Raw genomic sequence first — 19,939 nt, forward strand, 5'->3', positions numbered from 1 at the left:
TGCTAGGTGTCCGGCGCTCATCCTTCCCGTGCCGGAAGCAAGGGCTTATCCACGCATGGCGTGGATCTACTGCTGGTCAGCCACGCCATGCGTGGATTCGGTCCCACCCGGCAATCAGTCAGCTTTCACAGCCTCGGCATTCCAGGCCGCCACCTTGGCCTTGGTATCTGCCAGCATCTTGTCCAGCGCCGCTCGGTCGTACACGTTGCCGCGCAGGATCACGCTGTCGATCTTCCCGGTAGCGGCAATGTCCTGCAGCGGATTGGCGGTCAGCAGCACCAGGTCGGCGGCCTTGCCGGTGGCCACGCCACCGTAGCGATCGATCTGGCCGAACCAGGCCGGGCCGGAACGGGTCGCCGCCGACAGCGCCTGCGGTGCGCTCAGGCCCTCCTTCACGAACAGCTGCAGTTCCTGGTGCAGCGCAATGCCCGGGAAGTTGAACGAGTTGAGGAAGCCCGCATCGGTACCGGCAATGATCGTCACGCCGGCTTCCTGCAGCAGCGGCAGCACCGCGGCCACCTGGTGGTACTGCGCGTGACGGGCTTCGATCTGCGCGGGCGTGGCCTTGGCGGCGCGGTCCACGCGCCACTGGTAGGTCGCGCGCAGGCCCGGGCCGATGTAGGCCAGGTACGGGTCGTTGGCGTGGTCATCCTGGTCGAGGAAGTCGAGGATGCGGCCACCGTTGAGGGTCGGGGTCACGAACACGCCGCGCGTGGCGAAATCGCGGTAGGCGCGCATCGCGGTATCGCGGTCGAAGCTGGCGTCGATCCGCCGGTTGGCTTCGGCGCGATCGATGCGGCCGGCAGCGAAGTCGGCGGCGATCTGCGCCTCGTCCTTGCTGCCAGCCTTGAACGCATAGTCCAGGTGCTCAATCGAAGCCAGCCCGGCATCGACGGCCTGCTCCACGGTCAGCGCCATCGGGATATGGCCCGAGGCCTTGAAGCCGGCCTTGCGTGCGGCACTGGCCGAATACAGGAAAAGCTCCGGCTTCAGCGTGCTGTCGGTGATCTTCACGAAATCGACCTTGTCGTGCTGCAGTCGGGTGATCGCCTTGTCGACGTCCGCCTCGCTGCCCACTTCGATCGTGCCCTTCCAGACCGGCTTGATGCCTTCGATCTTCGCGCCCGAACTGAGCAGGCGCGGCCCGAACAGCGTGCCGTTGGCGATCTCGCCACGCCACTGCAGCACCTGCTCGGGCAGGTCGCCGGAGCAGTCACGCACGGTGGTGATGCCGTGCGCGATGTACAGCGGCAGCAGCGCCTTGTTCTCTTCGATCAGCGCCGGGCCGCCACCGAAGTGCACGTGCATGTCCCACAGCCCCGGGATCAGGTACTTGCCCTTGGCATCGATCTGGCGGGTAGTCTTCCACTGGCTGCGCAGCTGCGCGTCCGGACCAACGGCGACGATGTCCTCGCCGCGGATCACCACGCTCTGCCCAGGCAGCGTGCTGGCGTGTTCGACGTCCACCACGGTGGCATTGCGGATCAGCAAGTCGGCACGCTCGGCGGCCGAGGCCGACAGCGGGGCCACCGCAACAAGGACGGCAAGAGACAGCGAATGGAAACGGAACATGGACAGCATCCTGGTGGGCACGCCCAGCGTGCGGGTGGAAGGGGTCGGGCCTCAGCGCGCGGCGCCGTGCTGGCGCAGCAGGGTTTCAATGGCGGTGTAGCCACGCTGACGGGCATGCGCCAGCGGTGTCACGCCATCGCCGTCGGCCCGTTCGGGATCGGCACCGGCATCGAGCAGCAGCTGCACGATCTGCACATGACGCGGTCCGCCATCGCCGAGCAGGATCGCTTCCAGCAATGCGGTCCAGTGCAGGCGGTTGACATGATCCACCGCCACGCCTGCGCGCAGCAGCGTGCGCACGGTGGCGACGTGGCCGCGCTCGGCGGCCGGAATCAGCGCGGTACCGCCGTAGCGGTTGGTGCTGCGCAGATCAGCGCCGTGCGCCAGCGTCATCGCCAGGATTTCATCCAAGCCACGCGCACCGGCGTACAGGTAGGCACTGTCCTGCAACGCATCCTTGGCATTGACGTCGGCACCGGCCTCGATCAACTCGCGCGCAGCATCCACGTTGTTGCCGCGTGTGGCCAGCAGCAGCGCGGTGCGGCCCTGGCCGTCGCGTGCCTCCAGATCGGCGCCCTGCCCGATTGCCTCGCGCACGGCCTCGGCATCGCCACGGCTAGCGGCATCACGCAGGTGGGCATCGGCGTCCGCCCGGGAGGTGGCGGTGCAGGCGGGCGTGACCATGGCCAGCAAGCACACCAGCAGCACGCGCACGAACGGCGCAGGCCAGGCACGGCAACGATGGAAGCGCATGTCGGTGTCTCCTCCTGTCCATCACCGCAGCACGTCGCGCGGCGCTCGCAATGGCCGGGCATTGCCGGTGGTTGCTGCGCATGGTAGAAGTCGCCACGTGCATCCAGAAGTGAAATGTTCAAATGCCAGACAGTGCCAAATCGAATAGAACCCTGTTCGAACTGGACCTGCTGCGGGCGCTGGTGATGGTGGCAGACTGCGGCAGTTTCACCACCGCCGCCACGCGCCTGCATTCGACCCAGTCCACGGTCAGCCAGAAGGTGCGCCGGCTGGAGGAACTGGCCGGGCACCGCCTGCTCGAACGCGGCCACCGCGACGTGCATCCCACCGATGCCGGCCACACCCTGCTCGGCTACGCGCGGCGCATGCTCGACCTGAACGAGGAGATGGCCCAGGCGCTGGCCGGCGCCACCGTGGAGACCGCCGTACGCATCGGCGTGCCCGAGGATTTCGTCAATGCGCAGACCACCCGCATGCTGGCGGCCTTCAGCCGTCGCCATCCGCAGGTGAAGCTGGAGATCAGCAGCGGATTGAGCCGCGACCTGGCGCACGGCTTCGACCATGGCGAGCTGGACCTGGTGCTGGTCAAACAGCGTCGTAACACGCGCCAGGCCGTGCACTGCCGGCGTGAGCCCATGCACTGGATCGACAGCCTGCGCAGCAGTTGCCTGCACCAGGATCCGCTGCCGCTGGTCACCTTCCCGCCGCGCGGGCTGTACCGCGACGAGATGATCCACGCCGTGGAAGCACTGGGCCTGCGCTGGCGCATCGCCTTCACCAGCTCATCGCTCAGCGGCATCCAGGGCGCGGTGGCCGACGGCATCGGCATCAGCCTGTTGCCACGCCGCGCGGTCAATCGCGAGCACAGCATCATCGATGGCGAGCGCGGCCTGCCGGTGATCGACAACTACGAGATCGGCCTGCTGCATCGCGCCGATGCCGATGATGCGGTGCGCGCGCTGGCGGGCGAGTTGTGGCGGCAGGTGCAGCGCGAACCGGATTGATCGAGCCATATGGAACTCGCGCATTGATCATCGAAACATGATCAACCTGGCTGTGCGTCAACATCCCCCGCCCCCTACAGTGCCCACTGTTTCCGTGCTCCAACGCGCCCTGTCATGTCCGATGAGATCCCCACCCGTTTCGATCCCCTGCCCGCTGCCCTGCAGACCCATCTGCAACACCAGCGGTCGTTGATCGCTGCACGCGTGGCGGCCGGCTTTCCCACTCTGCCAGTGCAATGGCCGCTGCCAGCCAGCACGCTGCAGCGTGTGGTCGACGCCGAGCTGATCGACCGTGACGACGGCGACGGATGGGAAGCACTTGGCGTGGCGTTCGGCGACACCCTGGCCCAGCGCGTGCCGGGCCTGGCGTGGATGCAGGTCACCGACGCCTGGGGCATCGACGCGGTGCTGCGCTATGCCGACAGCAGCCTGCAGATCGGCGCCAGCACACTGCTGCTCAAGCGCGTCGAGCAGGGCGAGGTGATCGACATTGCCCACCTGCTGGCATGGCTGGAGGAGTTCGTCGCGACCCGCGCCGACGATTACGTTTGAAGCCCCGCCGGGCATGGCTCGGCGCTACAGGGATGGTGCGGCGTGGTGGTTCGATCCGCGCAATGGCACGGCACGCCGCATCCACGCATGGCGTGGATCTACTGCCAGCGCCGTCGACCACCGCGCATGGCTCGGCGCAACGAGGCACGGTGCGGCGAGGCGGCGCCATCCGCGCAATACCCTTGCACGGTAGATCCACGCCATGCCTGGATCCACAGCCAGCGGCCGTCCACCACCGCACATGGCTCGGCGCAACGACGCACGGTGCGGCGTAGCGGTGCCTTCCGCGCATTACCCTTGCACGGTAGATCCACGCCATGCGTGGATGCAGCCATCCCGCGGCCATGCTCATCCACGCATGGCGTGGATCTACAGCCAGCTGCCGTCGACCACCACGCGGCGTTCCGCGGGCACCCCTGCCACGGCCGCCGGGCCATGGTCGGCACGCACCGCCACGAAGGTGGCTGGAAGGCCCTCCGCAAGGCCGTACTGCGGTAACCCGATCACCTGAGCGGCATGGGCGGTGACCATGTCCAGCGCAAGTTTCAGATCGGCATCGGTGTAGAAGCCGGAGCGGTAGCCCAGCAGCATCGCCCGCTGCAGCAGGTCGCCATTGCCGTACGGCCACCAGCAGTCGCGGATGTTGTCATTGCCGGCGAACACGCGCACGCCGGCATCATGCAGCGCGCGCAGCGGCGGGAACGGATGGTCGCCCGGTGCATTGCTCATGATCGCCACGCCGGCCGTGGCCAGCGCCTCGCCGACCTGCAGCGCGCGCGCCAGCGGCACTTCACCCAACGAATAGGCATGGCTGACCGCCACTCTGCCCTGCAGGCCAGCCGCCCGGGTCCGCCCCGCGATGCGCAGCAACTGGGCCAATCCAATCTCACCGGGTTCATGCAGATGGATGTCCAGCCGCACGCCGTAGCGCTCGGCCAGCCCGAACAACAGTGCCAGCTGGCCCTCGGCATCACCATCCAGCGTGGTCGGGTCAACGCCCCCCAGCACTTCCACGCCCGCCGCCAGGGCCTGCTCCAGCACGGCCGCCGTGCCGGCACAGGACATCACCCCGGCCTGCGGGAACGCCACCAGCTGGATGCGCATGATGTCGGCGCAGCGCAGCGCCGCCTCACGCACCGCGTCCAGATGGCGCAGGCCGGTACTGGCATCGATGTCGACGTGACAGCGCATCGCCACCGTGCCGAAACCACTGCACTGGCGGATCAGCGCCTCGGCACGGTCGACCATCGGTGCGGCGCCCGCCACCGCCGCCTTCTCCACCGCCAGCCGCTCACGCAGGCTGCTCACCGGCTGATGTGGATGCCAACGGTCACCCACGAAGCTCTTGTCCAGGTGGATATGGCCGTCGACCAGGCCCGGCAGAACGGCAAAGCCTCTCAGATCGACGCTTTCTGCACCTTCACGCGGCGCGCCCTCTGCGTTCAGGCCACTGATACGTCCGTTGCGGATGTGGAAATGCAACGGCGCACCATCGCAGTCCACGCCTCCATGGACGAACTGAAGCGTCATCGGAAACTCCCGGAAAACCAAGTCATGGCGCCATCCTGCGCCCCCGGCATCTCCATCGGCCAACGAAATATCTGGATGCCTTGCATTCATCAGAACGATGAATGCCGTAGCCACGGCCCGACCGCTGCCACGCCGTGCACACGCCTGAACGGGTACCATAGGCGCCTGTTTCCGCTGTGATTCCGCATGGGCCCGTCCGACCGCCACGATCGTCTCCGCCGCTGGCAGGCCGCGTCCCTGCTCGCTGCCGCTCCGATCGCCAGCCTGTCCGCCACCGATGCCGCCGCCGCAGCGCCGTTGCAGGCGCCTCCGGGCCAGCAGCGCATCGCATCGGCCGCGCTGGTCGAACACCTGCACCAGCGCGTGCTGGCTGGGCAGAGTGCGACGGCCACCCTGGAACACTGGTGCGCCGAACACGGCCTGGCCGAACAGGCGCGGGTGCGGGCGGTGCGCGTGCATGGCCAGGACAAGGCCGCCCCGCCTGATGTGCTGCAGGCGCTGGGCGCAACGCAGCCGGGCAGCGCACTGCGCTACCGCCGCGTGCAGCTGGTCTGCGGCAGCCGCGTACTGTCGGAGGCGGACAACTGGTACCTGCCCGGCCACCTCAGTCCGGCCATGAACCAGGTGCTGGACAGTACCGACGAACCGTTCGGCCGCGTGGTCGGCCCGCTCGGCTTCCAGCGCCAGACCTTGGCCGACCAGACGTTCTGGCCGCCACGTGGTGAGGGCGACCACGGCGTGATCCTGGAGGTACGGGCACTGCTGCGCGACCGCCAGCAGCAGCCTTTCAGCTACGTCATCGAGTCGTACCTGGTGCAGGCACTGCCCTGAACCGGCGCCGGGTACAGCGGCACCCCCACGTGGAGATCGAAGAAGGCCCGGCAATGCCGGGCCTTTCGCTTGCAGCGGGATCAGCGGAACCGGTAGTCCAGCTGCAGCCAGTACTGGCGGCCATACGGGTCGTAGTTGCCGACCGGATAGAACGGCCAACCACCGCCGTTCCTGTCCGCTGGCGGGCGGCTGTCGCGCAGGTTGTTGACGATCACACCCACCGACAGGTTCTCACCGAACTGGCGGAACACGCTGGCGTTGTAGGTCATGTACGGTGCGATGCGACCACTGCCGTCGGTCTTCGGCAGTGAGCCGAAACGGTTGCCGTACAGCGTCGTGGTCCAGTCACCCTGGTTCCAGGTGACGCTGCCGTTGACCTTGCTGCGCCACTGGTAGTCATCCAGCGAATTGCGGATGTCGCGCTCCGGATCGTCCGAGAACTGCCGGTACGTGTGTTCCAGCACCACGGTGTAGGCCAGGCGCGTGGTGAAGCGGCCGTAGCGGCCGGCATTGAAGCGCCAGTTGCCCTTCAGGTCCAGGCCGCGCACCGATTCGGACGCCGCGTTGATCGGGTTGATCAGCACGCGGGTCACCTGGTCTGGTTGCACGGTAGCGTTGGATGGATTGCGGATCACCCGCGCCAGCGCGTCCTGGCACAGCGGCGAACCGATCTCGCGCGCCTCGCCGCCCAGCGTGCGGCCGAGGCGGCAGTCGGCCTCGTCACGCAGGATGCGGCTGGTATCGAGGCTGGTCACCTCATTGTCGATGCGGATGTTGTAGTAATCGGCACTGAAGTCCAGCCCGGCCAGCGGCGACCAGACCACGCCGAAGCCATAGGACTTTGCGGTCTCCGGTTGCAGCTGCGGGTTGGCGCGGTTGCTGTAGTCGATCGACAGGCCGTTGTAGTCGCAGTTGGCGTAGGGCTGGCCCGCGGTGCGGCAACGCCAGTAGTCGGTCATGCCGGGGTTGTAGCCGCGGGTCTCGGTGGCGAAGACATAGTTCATGTCGGGCGCGCGGAAGCTGGTCGCCGCCGAGCCCCGGACCAGCAGGCTCTCGATCGGGCGGAACTCCACGCCGAAGCTCCAGGTGGCCTTGCCGAGGTGCTCGCCGCCGGCACGATACTGGTCGTAGCGACCGGCCAGGGTGGTGGTCAACGACTGCAGCAACGGCAGTTGCAGTTCAACACCCGCCGCATAGCGATCACGATCACCGCCGGCGCCGATGCCGGCACTGGTGTTCCAGAACTCGCCGGTGCCCAGGCGCGGGTCGGGGCGATTGCGGTAACCCTGGCTGCCGGCCTCGACCACCGCCGCCAGTGCGGCGTCACCACCGGGCAGCGCGAACAGGCGGCCGTTGACGCTGGCGCTGAAGGTCTGCAGCCACGCCGCGTTGCGGCTCTCCTGGTAGCCGGACAGGCCCTGGTACTCGTTCGGCGTCAGCGGCTGGAACAGGCGCGCCGGGTCCGGCGCATAGACTTCCACGCCATTGCGCACACCCAGCTGCGGGCCGAGCAGGTATTCGTTGATGCCGGCCAGCAGCACCGGGCGACGGGTACGGTTCTCGTAGCGCGAACGGCTGTAGACCGCTTCGTAGTCCCAGCCGCTGTCGCCGATCTGGCCGCGTGCGCCGACGTTGAACGACCACGAATTTTCCAGGAAGCGATTGGCATTGCGCGGCAGGCCACCGATCTCCTCCGGCGCGAAGCGGCGGTACCAGCTTTCCAGGTTGCCGGTGGCCTGGTTGTAGAAGTAGTTGCGTGCCGAGGTCCAGCTCGGGGCACGGGTATTGTTGGTGATGCGTGCGCTGCCCACCGCAACGTCGGCGAACAGGTCGGTGCGCTCGTCCAGATGGAAGGTCAACAGGCCATAGCCGTTGAGGTTGCGTTTCTGGGTCTGCACAGTCCAGTAACTGGCCGCCGCCTCGTTGCTGCCGCAGTACCAACCCTGGCGCGGGTTGTTGGCGCGGAACACGCTGCCCCCATAGATGCTCGCCGCAGCATCGCACCCACCCACGCCCGGGTCGATGTTGCGGCCCGTGGCGGCATTGCGACGGTAGGCAACCGCCGTCGGCTGCGGCGCCTTTCCACTCGGATCATCGTCCAGCGAGTCCATGAAGTCGCGCTGGCGTGCATGGATCGCCTTGCGAACGTCGAATTCGAAGCCGAACAGGCCTTCCCAGCGTTCACCGGAGCTGCCACCGACCACCTGCACGCGCTGGTTGTCGCCGCCGCCCTGCTGGGTACCGCCGGCGCGCACGTTCACGTCCACGCCCTCGAAGCGGTCCTTGAGGATGATGTTGACCACGCCGGCGATGGCGTCGGAGCCGTACACCGCCGATGCGCCCGCTGCCAGCACCTCGATCCGCTCGATCAGCGCGCTCGGAATGTTGGCCAGGTTGACCACGTTCACCGAGCCTTCGTAGGCCAGCGGGTAGTCGGCCTGGCGGCGGCCGTTGACCAGTACCAGCGTCCGGTTCGGGCCCAGCCCTCGCAGATTGATGGTGTTGGCGGCCGGGGTGAAGGTATTGCCGAAGTCCTCACCCTGTACGTTTCCGGTGTTCTCGGTCAGCGCGCTCAACGCATCGAAGGCATTGCGGTAACCCTGCGCATCGATCTGCTCGCGGCTGATCACCGTCACCGGCGACGGCCCTTCGACACTGGCACGCGGAATGCGCGAGCCGGTGACCTTTACTTCCTGTAGCGAGGTGGGTGCGCTTTCCTGCGCGAAGGCCGGCAGCGAGACCAGCATCAGGGACGACAGCGCGAGCACCAGCGGACGCGGGCGCAGCGCCTTGGGGGAGGCGGACATGGGCTTCCTGGGGGAGTTGGGCGGGTGGTACGGGGCCAGCGACCTGTGCGGCGCATAACGATCCCGTAACGAAAGTGTCCTGAATGGATGGTTTCAACGGAAATGACCAGCCCTGATGGACTTATGCCTGAACCGAATCAGCCTTCCCCGGCGTTTTTGCAACGAATTGAATGGTTCCGCGTGCCATGCAATCGCATCGTGCCCGGATGAAAGACACTGCATACCACACCCACCTCACCCCGCTGCGTCCGGTCCTGCGCCGGCACCTGCTGCAACTGCCGGCCGCACCGGTCACCCTGCGCTCCTTCCAGCGCACCGACCTGCCGCGCTGGCGCGTCTTCGACGACCGCCGCCAACGCAGCCAGCCGCATCCGCCTGGCATCGACGAAGAAGCGCGGTTCCTTGCCAGCATCCATCGCTCACGGCTGGAGCAGGACAACGACCAGCTGGTGCTGGGCGTGTTCGACGATGCACAGGGCGCCCTGATTGACCAGCTGCATGTGCGCCTGCAGTCACTGCACTCGCGCTGTGCCGAACTGCAGTCGCTGCACCACCAGCATGTCTACCCACAGCAGGCCCTCCAGGCGCTGTGCCCGTTCCTGTTCGACAGTGTCGGCCTGCACCGTGTCTTTGTGCTGCTGCCGCCGGGCTGCACTACGCCCTTCGCCCAGGCCCTGCAGCGCCAAGGCTTCACCCACGAAGGTATCCTGCGCGATCACCACCTGGATGCGGAGGGATGGCACGACCGCCAGTTGTTGGCGCTCACCGCACCGACGTGGCGCAACTGCCAGCAACGGATCGGCTAGCGAACCCGCTCCAGCACCTTGCCTGCGCCGGTCAGCACCGCGCAGGCGTGGTCCTGCAGTTCTTCGCCGCTGGCCTCGTTGCCGCTGCCCGCATCCAGGCGGGTGGCAAGCAGGATGAAGCCTGGCGCACCCTGGACGTTGTCGCGGCCGGCCACCACCAGGCTCCACTGGCCGACATCGTCCACGCCGCTGAGACCGTAGGCCAACAGGTTGAGCGGATTGGCGGTCAGTTCCGCGCCGGGCAGCAAGCGTGCCTGGTACACGTGACCACGCAGCGGCACCGGCAGCGGCGCCCACTGCGTGCCAAGCGCATCGCTGTGTGCATCGAGTGCCTGCAACACGTCGGCGCGCAGGCAGTCGACATGGATGTGCAACTGGTGCTGCGAACGGCCGTGCGGCGAATTCAGCGCCAGGCTGGCCACCGCCCGCGGCAGCGGCTGGCCCAAGGCCTGCTCGGTATGCCCGCGCGCCTGCCAGGCCGCGGCGAAGTAGTTCGGCGCACCACGCTGGTATAGGCTGCGGTTCTCGATACCGCTGACCTTGTCCAGCGGCATCAGCAGAAACTGGTAGTCGCCATGCGCATCCTTGACCAGCACGTCGCGGCGATCGGCCGCCCGTTCCACCTGCAGGCAGTCACCGCGCGGCCCCTCGGCGCCACCGCAATCACGTTCGATCAGCCGCCACAGCGCATCGGAATGGGCCGGCGGCGGGGGCGCGCTGGCACAGCCCGCCAGCACGGGCAGCGACAAGGACAACAGCAACGGCAGACGGGGCACGGCACTCACATCGATGGCTCGGCCTGCGGCCGCGGCGCGTAGTGTAGCCTGCCTTCTCAGCCAGGCACCGCCTCGGTGGCCTCGGCCTTCTCTTCCACCTTGCCCGGCGTGTACTTGGTGGCACCGAAGTACAACACCCGCCACTGGCTCAGGTTGCCGATGAACCAGTGCGCTACCGAATCGTGGCCGTAGCCGTCGAAGAAGGCCTCCACCTCCGGCGGCAGCAGCGTGGTGTTGTCCCACGACTCCAGGGTCACCCGCTCGGCCATCGTCAGCGTCGCGCCACGCTCGCGGCGGCGGCGCAGGCCGACGATCTTGCCGAGCATCGTGTCGTTTTCCTTCTCCAGCCCGCGGCGCTGCTTGCTCACCGCCGAAAGCTCGTCGTCGCGGGCCTTCAGCTCGTCGGACACCCGGTTCCATTCGGCCGTCTTGTCCGCATTCCCTTGGTCAGCCAGATGCAGGTTGTCGTTGCTCCATGGGGATGGCAGCTGCGACTGGCGCCGCCGCAGGGTCCGCACCTGCTCGCGCAGCGCTTCCTCGCGCGCCGCCAGCCGCTGCATCGACGGCAGTTTATCACCGCGTGCCACGCGCACCCGCAGCCAGCGGTACAGCAGCTCCATGTGCGATGCCTGCACGTCCTCCATCCGCCCACGCTTGACCCGCAACGCCTGCAGGTAAGCATTGAACACTGCCTGCAACTCCGGATCCTGCTTGTCGAATTCGGCCTTGACGTGGTCTTCCAGCAAGCTGATCGGGTTGAACAGCACCCCTCCGGCCTGCGCCATGTCATACATCTCGTTCAGGGCAAAGCGCGCGATGCTGTTCTGGCGTCCCTGGTGTTGCGGGTCATAGCCGCCGCCCACATCCGAGTGCACGCCCGGGAACCAGATTTCCACCGTGTTGGCCGGGTAGAGCGCGTGCTCGCGCGTCGAATCCAGCGGGAACTGGCCACGCAGCTCGTGGGCGGCGGTCATGTGCACCGACTGCTCCACGATCTCCGGAACCGCCATGCCTTCGGCCCAGCCAGTATGCCCGTTGCGATAGTTCACCGCCGCCGCCGCCAGGCTGGGCCACACCGAGCACACCGTATCGAACACGCCCATGAAGCCGATCCGCAGCGGGATGCGTTCGCGGTACAGCCAGGTGCCATCGGCCTGACGGCGGCAGCGCGCGGCCAGGTCGCGTGCGAACGCGCGTGCCGACGCCGCCCCGCGCGAAAAACCCAGTACCGACACACTGACTACCAGGATGCGCATCGGCTCGGGCTGGCTGTCGATCAACTCGTCCAACGCCTGCAACGCGAAGTCGATGCGCTCGCGTCCGCCCTTGCCGATCGACAACCCGAGCAGGCCGCCACTGTCACCGACTTCCGGGCACGGCGTTCCTACGCCGGCCAGGTACTGGCGCTTGCTGTTGCGACGATCCTTCACATGCGCATCGTAGAGCCGGGCGATGTTGGAAAGCGCTCGCTCCGTTTCATCCTTGGCCAGCTCCTCTTCCCGATTGTTGCCGGTACCGTCGAAGAACATGCACAGATGCAGGCTCTGCGTGCAGCCGGTGGTGGCCGCTTCCTTGTCGGGCACCGTGCCGCACATCGCTTCCTGGCGACGGCGGCGCTCGGCATCGCTCAACGGACGCGTACCGCGCGCCAGCCGCGCCGTGCGCGCCGTGCCCTCGGCCTGTGCCACCGGATCGGGGGTACCAGGCTCGAGATCGACCTGGCCCGGAATCGCGGTCGGATCAGTACTGGTCATGGTCCTTGTGCTCCTTAGGCACCGGCATGCGTCGCACATCCCATTTGTTCACGCCCTTGTCCAGCAGCTCGGCCTCGACATGGCCGTCGGCGTAAAAATGCAGCAGCAGGGTGGCCGGGTTGGGCGGATACGGTGTCTTCAGCGGCACCACCGCTTCACGGGGCACGCGGTGCCCTTCGCTCAGGTAGCGGTTGGTGGCCAGATCGTAGCGGTTGGCCTCGATCCAGCGCACGCGCACGCTGTCCGGCCCCTTGCCGCGGGGGGCACGCGGCCCCATCCCGGAGCCGCCATTGGTGTAGCCGTCCAACCCTCCCAGAAACTGCCCATCGACCCGCACATCGGCCAGGTAGTACGGGCTGTAGTTGAACGCGAACAACGACATGATCGGCGTCTTGCCGCGGGCCATTGCCCGGCTGCAGCCGACGCCTACCACCAGCAGCGCGATCACCGCCAGCGCGCTCCACCACAGGTACTTGTTGCTCATCATCGCGATCTCGCTCCATTCAATCCCAGCTTTCTTCCAAGGGCCAGACTTCGTCACCGATGTCGGCCGCACTGCGCCGCCCACTGGCGAAGTCCTGCAGGCGCTGCCGCCAGGCCGGGTCCTCGCCAAGATCCACCCCGGCCAGCAGCGTCCAGGTCGCCACCATCACCACGCGACGGCTGTCTTCGATGCCGGCGGCGGCTGCCGTCGCTACCGCGCGCCGCAACACGGTGTACCAGCGCTCACGTGGCAGCCGTGCCAACAGCTCGGGGTCGCTCAGCTGGAAGTGGTCGATGAGCGTGTAGGGATAGCTGGCATCGATCAGCGCACGTCGCTGGTTGGCCTCCAGCACCCAGGGCGGGTCATGCGGATCCTGCACGGCGTCCTGCAGTTCCAGCTGCGCCCAGCGCAGATCGTGGCGCAGGTACCACCAACGCTCGCCCAGCGACAGAAAATCGCGGCACTGCGTTTCGTCGAGTACCTGCACCCACCACGGCAACACGCGTGCATCGAAGAAGCGCGCCAGGAACTCCTTGCCGTTGGGGAAGCGGGCGTCCAGCCGCCGCTGCAGCCGCTGCAGCAGCGCCTCGGCACCCAACGCCGTTTCGATCACGCTGAGCAGGCCCGGCGAACGTGCCTGCGCGGCAGCCCGTTGCAGGAAGCGGTCGATGTCGATGTGTGCCGGCAGCCGCGCCAGGAACACACTGGCATCATCAGTGCCGTCGGCCAACAGTCCGTCAAACAGCCGCAGCGGCGCCCACGGCAGCGCACGCAGCAGCTGCAACGGCTGGTCGCACTGCGCGCCGTCCAGCAACACGAAACGCTGCGCGTCCGCCTCCAGTGGCGGCAGCGCAAGCGGAGGGAAATGCCAGTCCCGGCGCATGCTCAGCCCCCCTTCGGCGTCAACGGTGCCGCCCGCTGCGCCGCCAGCAACAGGCACTCCTTGCAGACCGACTGCGGGAACATCGGCAGCGGGTAGCGACCGCCGCCACCGGGCAGGAACGACTTGCGCCCGGCATGCACGGTGATCCGCCCTGGCGCATTGAAAACGATGTTGCCCTCACTGATCGTGATGCTGGCACCGGCTGCGGTCGCTACCTGGATCGTGCGGCCAGCACCGATCTCGATGGCGGCCTGCGCACTGGCGGCCTGCAGCGATTGCCGGGCCTGCACGCCGACCTGATCCTGCTGCGCTTTGATGTCCAGCACCTGCGTTGCGCTGGCCAGTGTCAGCGTCGGCACCTGGGTATCGACGCCAGCCATGCTCGCGGCCAGCACACCGATCGCCTGCCGGCCATGCCAGCGCGCCTGCCCCATCACCGCCGCATCACTGTGCTGCCCACTGCCCAGTACCAGCGTTTCACCCGGTGTCCAGTGCAGGCCCTGACCCGCTACGATCACCGCCCCCGCCGGCGCGGACAGGCCCAGCAACGCGTCACCGGTATGCGGTACGCGATCGTCGGCAGCGTCACTGCTTCGCTGCGCGGCCGCACCCGCAGCCTCCTGCAGCGCCGTGCCGGGCACCGTGCTGGCCACGCTGGCCAACAGCACCGGCAACGGCGCGCGCGCACCGTCAAGCGAAGAGCGCTGAGGCGACTGTACGCCCAGATGCGACGCCGGCTGCACCGTCAGATGGCTGTGCGCCGCTGCGGCCTGGCGTTGCGCCAGCGACGCCAGCTGCTTCAGCAGCGCCGCCGGTTGCGGTGCGGCGCCCGCCGGCTCGTGGTCCCGGTGCGCATACGCATCCAGCCACAGCCCGCGTTGCCCGCGCACGCTGCCCCATGCGTCGCTGCGCAGTTCAAAACCCGTCCCGCGCAGGCTTCCGCGATGGTTGTCCGCCTGGTGCCGCAGGTGGCCCAGGCTCAACGCAGAGCCCTGCTGGCTGCTGGCCAGCTGCGCGCGCAGCTGCTGATCACTGTCGTCGAACTGCAGCCGGTTCCAGCCTTCGCCCTGCCATTCGCGCGACTGCACGCCCCACAACGCACCGGCATGCCGATGCGCCTGTTCGCCGCCGGCGGCTGCATGCCAGGCCGGCGCCTGGCCGCCGCCGAGGTTGGCCTGGGCACTGCCCGCACCATCGCGAGCCTGCGCGTATGCGCGGGTATCCGATTCGCTGCTGGCGCCTGCCGGGCTCGGTGCCACCCCTGCTTCGCCTCGCCCGTTGTACAGCGCGCCCAGGACCACCGGACGATCAATGTCACCTTCCAAAAAGCCGACCAGTACCTCCTGGCCGATGCGCGGCAGGAACTGGCTGCCCACGCCTGGCCCGGCGTAGCGCTGCGCCACCCGCAACCATGCGCTGTCCACGCCTTCCGCCCCCTGCTGGAAATGGAAGCGCACGCGTATCCGGCCCAGTGCATCGGCATGCAGCTCGTCGCTGCCGGCGCCCTGCCCGGCCACGACAATCGCGGTCTGGTAGCCGGGCGCCAAAGGCCGCGGATTGCGCCGCACGCCGGTGCCGTCCTCCAGTACCGGCCGCCAGCGGCGGTCACGTGCGATCGCAGTGAACAGGTTGCTGTAGCCGTGCGCTCGCGCCTCGGCCTGTAGTGTGTCGTTGTCCGCATGGATGGCGTCGAGCGCGGTCATCGCCCGGCGCAGGTCAACCGGCAGATTGTTGACGCCGGCATGCTCGATGCTCACCAGCAACAGTTCGGCCGGCAGCTCACCCGGCAGGCCAGTCAGCACCCAGGCCTGGCCCGCGTCGGCGCTGCGCACGCTACCCCGGCCCCGCCACTGCAGCGCCTGCGCCTCCATTGCCTCGGCGACCAGACGGGCGTGATGCTGCAACGCGTCCGCATCGGCGAAGGCGTACGCGCCGATGGCATCGTAATCCTCGCGAGGCGCTTCGCCACCGCCCTGCACCGGCAGCTGCCCCATCAACGACCGGACGCTGCGGTAATCGCTGCTGTGCAACTGCACCCGGGTACTGTGCAGCCGACGATGCTGTCCCAGCTGCTGCACGCCATCGCGCTGTTCGCTGGCATCGGCGCGATGGAAGCGGACCCCGCCGCCTGCATGCGACTCTTCGGACTCGGGCAGCACCGTCGAATCGGCGAACAGCAGCACGCCGTGCCCGGCCGTCGCCTCCCCGGTCTCCTGCACGCACCAGCCCAGCCCTTCTTCGGCAAGCAGCCGCTGCACGAAGGCCAGGTCGGTCTCCCGGTACTGCACGCAATAGCTGCGCGGCCGGGACGCAGCCGGCACCCCGTCGACGTCATCGCTCCAGCGCCAATGCGCGTGCTGCGGGTGCATCTGGAACACCGTGTCCACGATCTCGCGCACGCTTTTTTCCTGGAACACGCGGCTGCATCGGGCTTGGTCGAGCCACCAGGTCCAGTCACGCAGCGTGATGCGATAGCGCACCAATCCGCCGTCCCCTCCCACGCACTGCGCATCGGCAATCACGCCGTGACGCGGCCAATCCTGGCCATCGGCCAGGCGTACATGCAGGCATGCGGACTGCCCGGGCCAGTCAGCCAGTGGCAGCGAGACGTCCAGCGCGAGTACATCGATCTCCAGATGCCGCCCCTGCGACAGGGCATCACGCCCGTGCCACTGGTCGACCACGACCGTCGGCATGCCGGGTAGATCCAACCGATACAGGCGGCTGCCGGCATCAAGCCCAGCTGCCTGCACCATGAGGTTGCGAATCGCTTCCATGGCGTTCCCACCGTTGCTGCCCCACGATGCGGCGGGCAGGTCCTTCCCCTGTAGGACGACGGTAGCAGATGGAAAACGGCGGCGCACGCCAGCGCCGTCACGCCGGATTAACGTTCCGGATCAGTAGGTTCCGTAGGACACTTCGACGATCACCGGCTTGCCTGCGCCCTGCGCCGGTTGCAGGGTGAAGCGGTCCAGCGCACTGCTGTCATCGCCCAGCGGCGTGCTAAGGAACTGCAGGCGGTACGTCGCCCCGGCCTGCACGCTGCCATCGGGCAGCAGGCGCGCGTCGGCGGGCAACAGCAGGCCGCCCAGATCGCTGTAGGCCTCGGGCGCGTCGTTGAAGCCGTAGTCGACCAGTTCGCCAACGCGGCGCATTTCGTAGACCCGCGTCGGCCAGGGCCTTGCCGTGCTTCGGCCATTGCGCAGATCGGTAACCCACTGCTCGGGCAATTGATAGACCTTGCGCAGCGCCGTGTCATCCAGTTCGGCGCTGGCCACCTGCAGGCAGCACACCAGCCGCTTGCTCTCGCGGTCGTAGATCGAGAATCGCGCATCGCGCGCCACCGGCGTCGGCAACAGCGCGAACGGCACATCCCGCAACGCAGGCTCGGCGCCATCGCGCGAGCCCAGGTTGCGCCAGCCACCGAAGGTCGGCTCGGCCGCCTGTGCGGCCAGACAAAGCGTCAGCATGAGCGCGCCGGCCGCGGGTGCGATCCAGTTGTGCATGTTGTTCATCCGTCGATGGGACCAGGCCAATCAGTTTGGTGAGGATGCCATGAAGATGCAGCGGCTGCCATGTGGGGACGGGCAAGGGCGCGGCATCCAGATTCCAGCCATTGGTCAGATCGGTCACCCACGGGCCCGGAATGTGCAAGCGATCCTCTTCACCGGTCAGCCGCCCATTGCTGTTCCCAGCTGCTGGAACGCGCCGCCGATGGAGGGGATATTCGCAGGCGGCAGCGTGGCGGGATCGCGGCACTCCTGCGCCCTCCTGCCGGCGACGCTGAAGACCTCGCGATAGCGCAGGTAGCCGTAGGTATTGAGGCGCGGAATGTTCAACTCCGTCCACTTCATCATGTAGAAGCCGGCCAGCGAATCGTGCATGTAATTGTCGAACAGGTTGGTGCTGACATCAGGCACCGGCGTAGCGTTGAGCACCAGGTCCAGCAGGGTGCTGGTTTCGGCAGGAATGCCTGCGTAGGTGTAGGCCGCAGCGGACGCTCGTGGGGTCGGCTCGAACACCGGACGTCCGGCCTTGCGTCCGGCGTCCATGCGCTTCTGGCTTTCATCCAGCTGGCCGCGGTAAGCCGCCATGTCGCTCTTGCCTTGGGCCAGCTCGGTGACCAGATTGGCAAAGTCGCGCTGCGCGTTGGCCAGATCCACCTGATCCTCTGCATCGGACTGCTTGAAGAACGGCTGCTGCAGCAGGCTCTGTGGACCGTTGGGCAGGCGCTTGCCCTTCCAGGCCACGTACTGCCGGCAATGACCGCTGATCTGCTGCGTGTGCGCGCCTGCAGGTACCCCATGGCCGGTCAGCCAGGCGTTGTAATCGCGGATCAGCTGCGGGTGGCAGCCGAAATGCGTGGCAACAACTGGATTGGCCATGAGCTCATCCATGGTCCGCATCATCACGCCAGCCTTGATAGCTTCGTGATGCATGTCGATCAGCGGAATCTGTGACAGCTTGGCGTTGCCGTTCGCTGCGCCCGACACGAAATCCTTGCCCTGGCCGCCGGGCGAGTAGCCACCGCCGACATCGGAATGCATGCCGGGGTAAAGCACTTCCTTCCCGCTGGTCGCCAGATCCAGCGGGAAGTTGATGCGCTGCTCATGCAGGGCAGCGAAATGCACGCATTGCCGGGCTTCTGGGTGAATGCTCATCATGTCACCGGCGGCCCAGTCCCATTTGCCCTTGGATACCCGGCTCATGGCAGCAACGCCCACCGAAGCTACGGTGTCGAAGATACCCATGAAGTTTAGGTAGAGCGGAACACCGGCGATGTTGTAGCCACAGCCGCTGCCCCAGGCCTCGGCGGTTTCATACAGCCGATGCACGAACGCACGTGCCTGTGCGGCACCGCGCGAGAAACCGAAGACGGACACGTGCACAGAGGTGACGCGACGCTGGTGGCTTTTCACCACGCGCTCGAGGCGTTGCGCGATTCCGGTCAGCATGGCGCGGCGCGCCATACCTTCCAGCAGGCGCGTCTCGCTCATCGAACCGACCAGGACCTTGGCTTCAGCCGGCGTGATCAGATCATTGGATTTGAGGTACTGATGCACCGAGTTGATGACTTGCAGGATCGCCCAATGGATGCGATCGGCACCGTATCGTGCAGCCCCTCCTCCCAGAGTGTCGCCATCCTGGTTGGTATCGCCGACCTCGGAAAATGGCGTCCCCACGCCGGGAACATAGACGCTGAAGAAGCCATTCTCCGGCTCGGCCAGGCTGGCGTCGTACAAGCGTGCCACGTTGCTGTGGCCGTTGCGTGCAAGCTGAGTCCGGGTGGCGCGTGTCTTGCCGGTGACGAAGGTTCCTTCCCACTCACGGTTGTTGCCGGTGCCATCGAAGTAGATGCTCACATGCACCTGGCCCTGGCATTGCGAACCCTTCTCGCGCAGGCACGCCATCGCCTTCGCCCGCCGCTGTGCCTCAGCGCCGCTCAGGGCCCGCTGTCCGTTGGCGGGCATGGGCTGCGCGCCAGTCGCCGTGCGTTCATTCATGTCCTTGCCTCCTTGTTCCGATGTCCGTCCCTGCCGGATTGCTTGTCCCTGCCGGATTGCTTGTCCCTATCGATTCCACCCCGCTTACCATCAGCCAGCGGGCGGGCGCCGGAGGTGCTCCCACACGGGATTTTCCCCCTCACGCAACGGCGCCTCGGGTCCCGTCAACGGATAGTCCGGGTGCCCCAGTATCAGATTGGTCACGAACACCTTGACCTGACCATTGCGCAGGAAGTGAACAGCGAGACTGCCAACTTCGTTATACCTGGGGATTGATACCGTCGCCTTCTGGTAGGTTTCAAGGTCAGTCGTCCACTCGATCTCCACCTTCTGATCGGGTGCCCAGTGATCCGGCAACACTACGCAGCAGACGGTTCCACCTGCGGAGTGTGGCCACGCCGATCCACCACTCCCGCCGTTCACAAGGAACTGCGCAACATGGTTGTCGGTATGGTTATAGCCCCGCACTCCCACAGGTGTAGACGCGGGCTGGCCCTTGCAGGCCGCCAGTACGGGCAGCAGAAGCAGCACAACCAAGGCAGACAGCAGCGGAACACGCATAATGTGATGTGTACGCACGAATCGTGGGATCATTTCTTCTTGTCCTTGAGGGTGCAGCAGCGACCCGAGCAGCACGTCATGGCTGTTGCCTTCTGGTTTCCAGCATCTTCATTCCTGATGTA

The 19,939-nt window shown here is 67.0% G+C and carries 16 protein-coding genes; 4 read left to right on the plus strand and 12 right to left on the minus strand.

Annotated elements, in window-relative coordinates; genetic code table 11:
- Window positions 1-114: 114 nt before the first annotated feature.
- Both ACMZPQ_RS18570 and ACMZPQ_RS18575 read right to left on the minus strand, forming a co-directional pair.
- Window positions 115-1,572 carry an amidohydrolase family protein gene (locus ACMZPQ_RS18570; RefSeq protein WP_197581736.1) on the minus strand — a complete coding sequence of 486 codons (1,458 nt, stop codon included), beginning with the start codon at window positions 1,570-1,572 and terminating at the stop codon, window positions 115-117.
- Between the two features lie 51 nt (window positions 1,573-1,623).
- A complete protein-coding gene (locus ACMZPQ_RS18575; protein WP_197581738.1) occupies window positions 1,624-2,325 on the minus strand; it encodes an ankyrin repeat domain-containing protein in 702 nt (233 codons plus the stop codon).
- A 122-nt stretch (window positions 2,326-2,447) separates the two neighbouring features.
- Here ACMZPQ_RS18575 and ACMZPQ_RS18580 point away from each other — a divergent pair, with 122 nt between their 5' ends.
- Together ACMZPQ_RS18580 and ACMZPQ_RS18585 are read left to right on the plus strand one after the other, a co-directional pair.
- On the plus strand, window positions 2,448-3,329 hold the full coding sequence (locus ACMZPQ_RS18580; protein WP_197581740.1) for a LysR substrate-binding domain-containing protein: 882 nt from the start codon (window positions 2,448-2,450) through the stop codon (window positions 3,327-3,329).
- A gap of 114 nt (window positions 3,330-3,443) precedes the next feature.
- A complete protein-coding gene (locus ACMZPQ_RS18585; protein WP_197581742.1) occupies window positions 3,444-3,881 on the plus strand; it encodes a DUF3806 domain-containing protein in 438 nt (145 codons plus the stop codon).
- Between the two features lie 369 nt (window positions 3,882-4,250).
- Here ACMZPQ_RS18585 and ACMZPQ_RS18590 read toward each other — a convergent pair whose 3' ends face one another.
- Window positions 4,251-5,411: an amidohydrolase family protein gene (locus tag ACMZPQ_RS18590; RefSeq protein WP_197581744.1), complete on the minus strand. Its 1,161-nt coding sequence runs from the start codon at window positions 5,409-5,411 to the stop codon at window positions 4,251-4,253.
- Between the two features lie 186 nt (window positions 5,412-5,597).
- Here ACMZPQ_RS18590 and ACMZPQ_RS18595 point away from each other — a divergent pair, with 186 nt between their 5' ends.
- Window positions 5,598-6,242, plus strand: coding sequence for a hypothetical protein (locus ACMZPQ_RS18595; RefSeq protein ID WP_197581746.1), 645 nt, complete (start codon window positions 5,598-5,600; stop codon window positions 6,240-6,242).
- A gap of 80 nt (window positions 6,243-6,322) precedes the next feature.
- Here the strand turns inward: ACMZPQ_RS18595 and ACMZPQ_RS18600 are convergent, their stop codons facing one another.
- Window positions 6,323-9,049, minus strand: a complete 2,727-nt coding sequence (locus ACMZPQ_RS18600; protein ID WP_197581748.1) for a TonB-dependent receptor domain-containing protein — start codon at window positions 9,047-9,049, stop codon at window positions 6,323-6,325.
- A gap of 206 nt (window positions 9,050-9,255) precedes the next feature.
- On the opposite strand from ACMZPQ_RS18600, the gene ACMZPQ_RS18605 reads away from it, so the two are divergent.
- Complete coding sequence (locus ACMZPQ_RS18605; protein ID WP_312647138.1) at window positions 9,256-9,855, plus strand: GNAT family N-acetyltransferase; 600 nt, start codon at window positions 9,256-9,258, stop codon at window positions 9,853-9,855.
- Here the strand turns inward: ACMZPQ_RS18605 and ACMZPQ_RS18610 are convergent.
- The 8 genes from ACMZPQ_RS18610 to ACMZPQ_RS18645 form a co-directional block, all read right to left on the minus strand.
- Window positions 9,852-10,631 carry a CDP-diacylglycerol diphosphatase gene (locus tag ACMZPQ_RS18610; protein WP_197581752.1) on the minus strand — a complete coding sequence of 260 codons (780 nt, stop codon included), beginning with the start codon at window positions 10,629-10,631 and terminating at the stop codon, window positions 9,852-9,854. The two genes, ACMZPQ_RS18605 and ACMZPQ_RS18610, sit on opposite strands and share 4 nt — an antisense overlap.
- Before the next feature lie 56 nt (window positions 10,632-10,687).
- On the minus strand, window positions 10,688-12,385 hold the full coding sequence (locus ACMZPQ_RS18615) for a T6SS phospholipase effector Tle1-like catalytic domain-containing protein (RefSeq protein ID WP_197581754.1): 1,698 nt from the start codon (window positions 12,383-12,385) through the stop codon (window positions 10,688-10,690).
- Window positions 12,372-12,869, minus strand: coding sequence for a hypothetical protein (locus tag ACMZPQ_RS18620; protein WP_197581756.1), 498 nt, complete (start codon window positions 12,867-12,869; stop codon window positions 12,372-12,374). The genes ACMZPQ_RS18615 and ACMZPQ_RS18620 overlap by 14 nt, the downstream gene beginning before the upstream one ends.
- Window positions 12,870-12,888: 19 nt before the next feature.
- Window positions 12,889-13,752, minus strand: coding sequence for a DUF4123 domain-containing protein (locus ACMZPQ_RS18625; protein ID WP_197581758.1), 864 nt, complete (start codon window positions 13,750-13,752; stop codon window positions 12,889-12,891).
- A 2-nt stretch (window positions 13,753-13,754) separates the two neighbouring features.
- Window positions 13,755-16,529, minus strand: coding sequence for a type VI secretion system Vgr family protein (locus tag ACMZPQ_RS18630; RefSeq protein WP_197581760.1), 2,775 nt, complete (start codon window positions 16,527-16,529; stop codon window positions 13,755-13,757).
- Between the two features lie 120 nt (window positions 16,530-16,649).
- On the minus strand, window positions 16,650-17,258 hold the full coding sequence (locus tag ACMZPQ_RS18635; RefSeq protein WP_197581762.1) for a decarboxylase: 609 nt from the start codon (window positions 17,256-17,258) through the stop codon (window positions 16,650-16,652).
- 165 nt (window positions 17,259-17,423) lie between these two features.
- Window positions 17,424-19,256 (minus strand): T6SS phospholipase effector Tle1-like catalytic domain-containing protein, encoded by a 1,833-nt coding sequence (locus ACMZPQ_RS18640; RefSeq protein WP_312646531.1) that lies wholly within the window; start codon window positions 19,254-19,256, stop codon window positions 17,424-17,426.
- 90 nt (window positions 19,257-19,346) lie between these two features.
- The gene (locus ACMZPQ_RS18645; RefSeq protein ID WP_258011022.1) at window positions 19,347-19,850 is read right to left on the minus strand and encodes a DUF3304 domain-containing protein; all 504 of its coding nucleotides are present in this window, start codon (window positions 19,848-19,850) and stop codon (window positions 19,347-19,349) included.
- Window positions 19,851-19,939 lie beyond the last annotated feature (89 nt).

It is taken from the genome of Stenotrophomonas maltophilia, assembly GCF_047497515.2.
GTDB lineage: Bacteria > Pseudomonadota > Gammaproteobacteria > Xanthomonadales > Xanthomonadaceae > Stenotrophomonas.

Bases quoted from the DNA above. Each gene is read 5' to 3' on its own strand.
- ACMZPQ_RS18570 (WP_197581736.1), bottom strand. From the start codon at position 1,572: ATGTTCCGTTTCCATTCGCTGTCTCTTGCCGTCCTTGTTGCGGTGGCC.
- ACMZPQ_RS18575 (WP_197581738.1), bottom strand. From the start codon at position 2,325: ATGCGCTTCCATCGTTGCCGTGCCTGGCCTGCGCCGTTCGTGCGCGTG.
- ACMZPQ_RS18580 (WP_197581740.1), top strand. From the start codon at position 2,448: ATGCCAGACAGTGCCAAATCGAATAGAACCCTGTTCGAACTGGACCTG.
- ACMZPQ_RS18585 (WP_197581742.1), top strand. From the start codon at position 3,444: ATGTCCGATGAGATCCCCACCCGTTTCGATCCCCTGCCCGCTGCCCTG.
- ACMZPQ_RS18590 (WP_197581744.1), bottom strand. From the start codon at position 5,411: ATGACGCTTCAGTTCGTCCATGGAGGCGTGGACTGCGATGGTGCGCCG.
- ACMZPQ_RS18595 (WP_197581746.1), top strand. From the start codon at position 5,598: ATGGGCCCGTCCGACCGCCACGATCGTCTCCGCCGCTGGCAGGCCGCG.
- ACMZPQ_RS18600 (WP_197581748.1), bottom strand. From the start codon at position 9,049: ATGTCCGCCTCCCCCAAGGCGCTGCGCCCGCGTCCGCTGGTGCTCGCG.
- ACMZPQ_RS18605 (WP_312647138.1), top strand. From the start codon at position 9,256: ATGAAAGACACTGCATACCACACCCACCTCACCCCGCTGCGTCCGGTC.
- ACMZPQ_RS18615 (WP_197581754.1), bottom strand. From the start codon at position 12,385: ATGACCAGTACTGATCCGACCGCGATTCCGGGCCAGGTCGATCTCGAG.
- ACMZPQ_RS18620 (WP_197581756.1), bottom strand. From the start codon at position 12,869: ATGAGCAACAAGTACCTGTGGTGGAGCGCGCTGGCGGTGATCGCGCTG.
- ACMZPQ_RS18625 (WP_197581758.1), bottom strand. From the start codon at position 13,752: ATGCGCCGGGACTGGCATTTCCCTCCGCTTGCGCTGCCGCCACTGGAG.
- ACMZPQ_RS18630 (WP_197581760.1), bottom strand. From the start codon at position 16,529: ATGGAAGCGATTCGCAACCTCATGGTGCAGGCAGCTGGGCTTGATGCC.
- ACMZPQ_RS18635 (WP_197581762.1), bottom strand. From the start codon at position 17,258: ATGCACAACTGGATCGCACCCGCGGCCGGCGCGCTCATGCTGACGCTT.
- ACMZPQ_RS18640 (WP_312646531.1), bottom strand. From the start codon at position 19,256: ATGAATGAACGCACGGCGACTGGCGCGCAGCCCATGCCCGCCAACGGA.
- ACMZPQ_RS18645 (WP_258011022.1), bottom strand. From the start codon at position 19,850: ATGATCCCACGATTCGTGCGTACACATCACATTATGCGTGTTCCGCTG.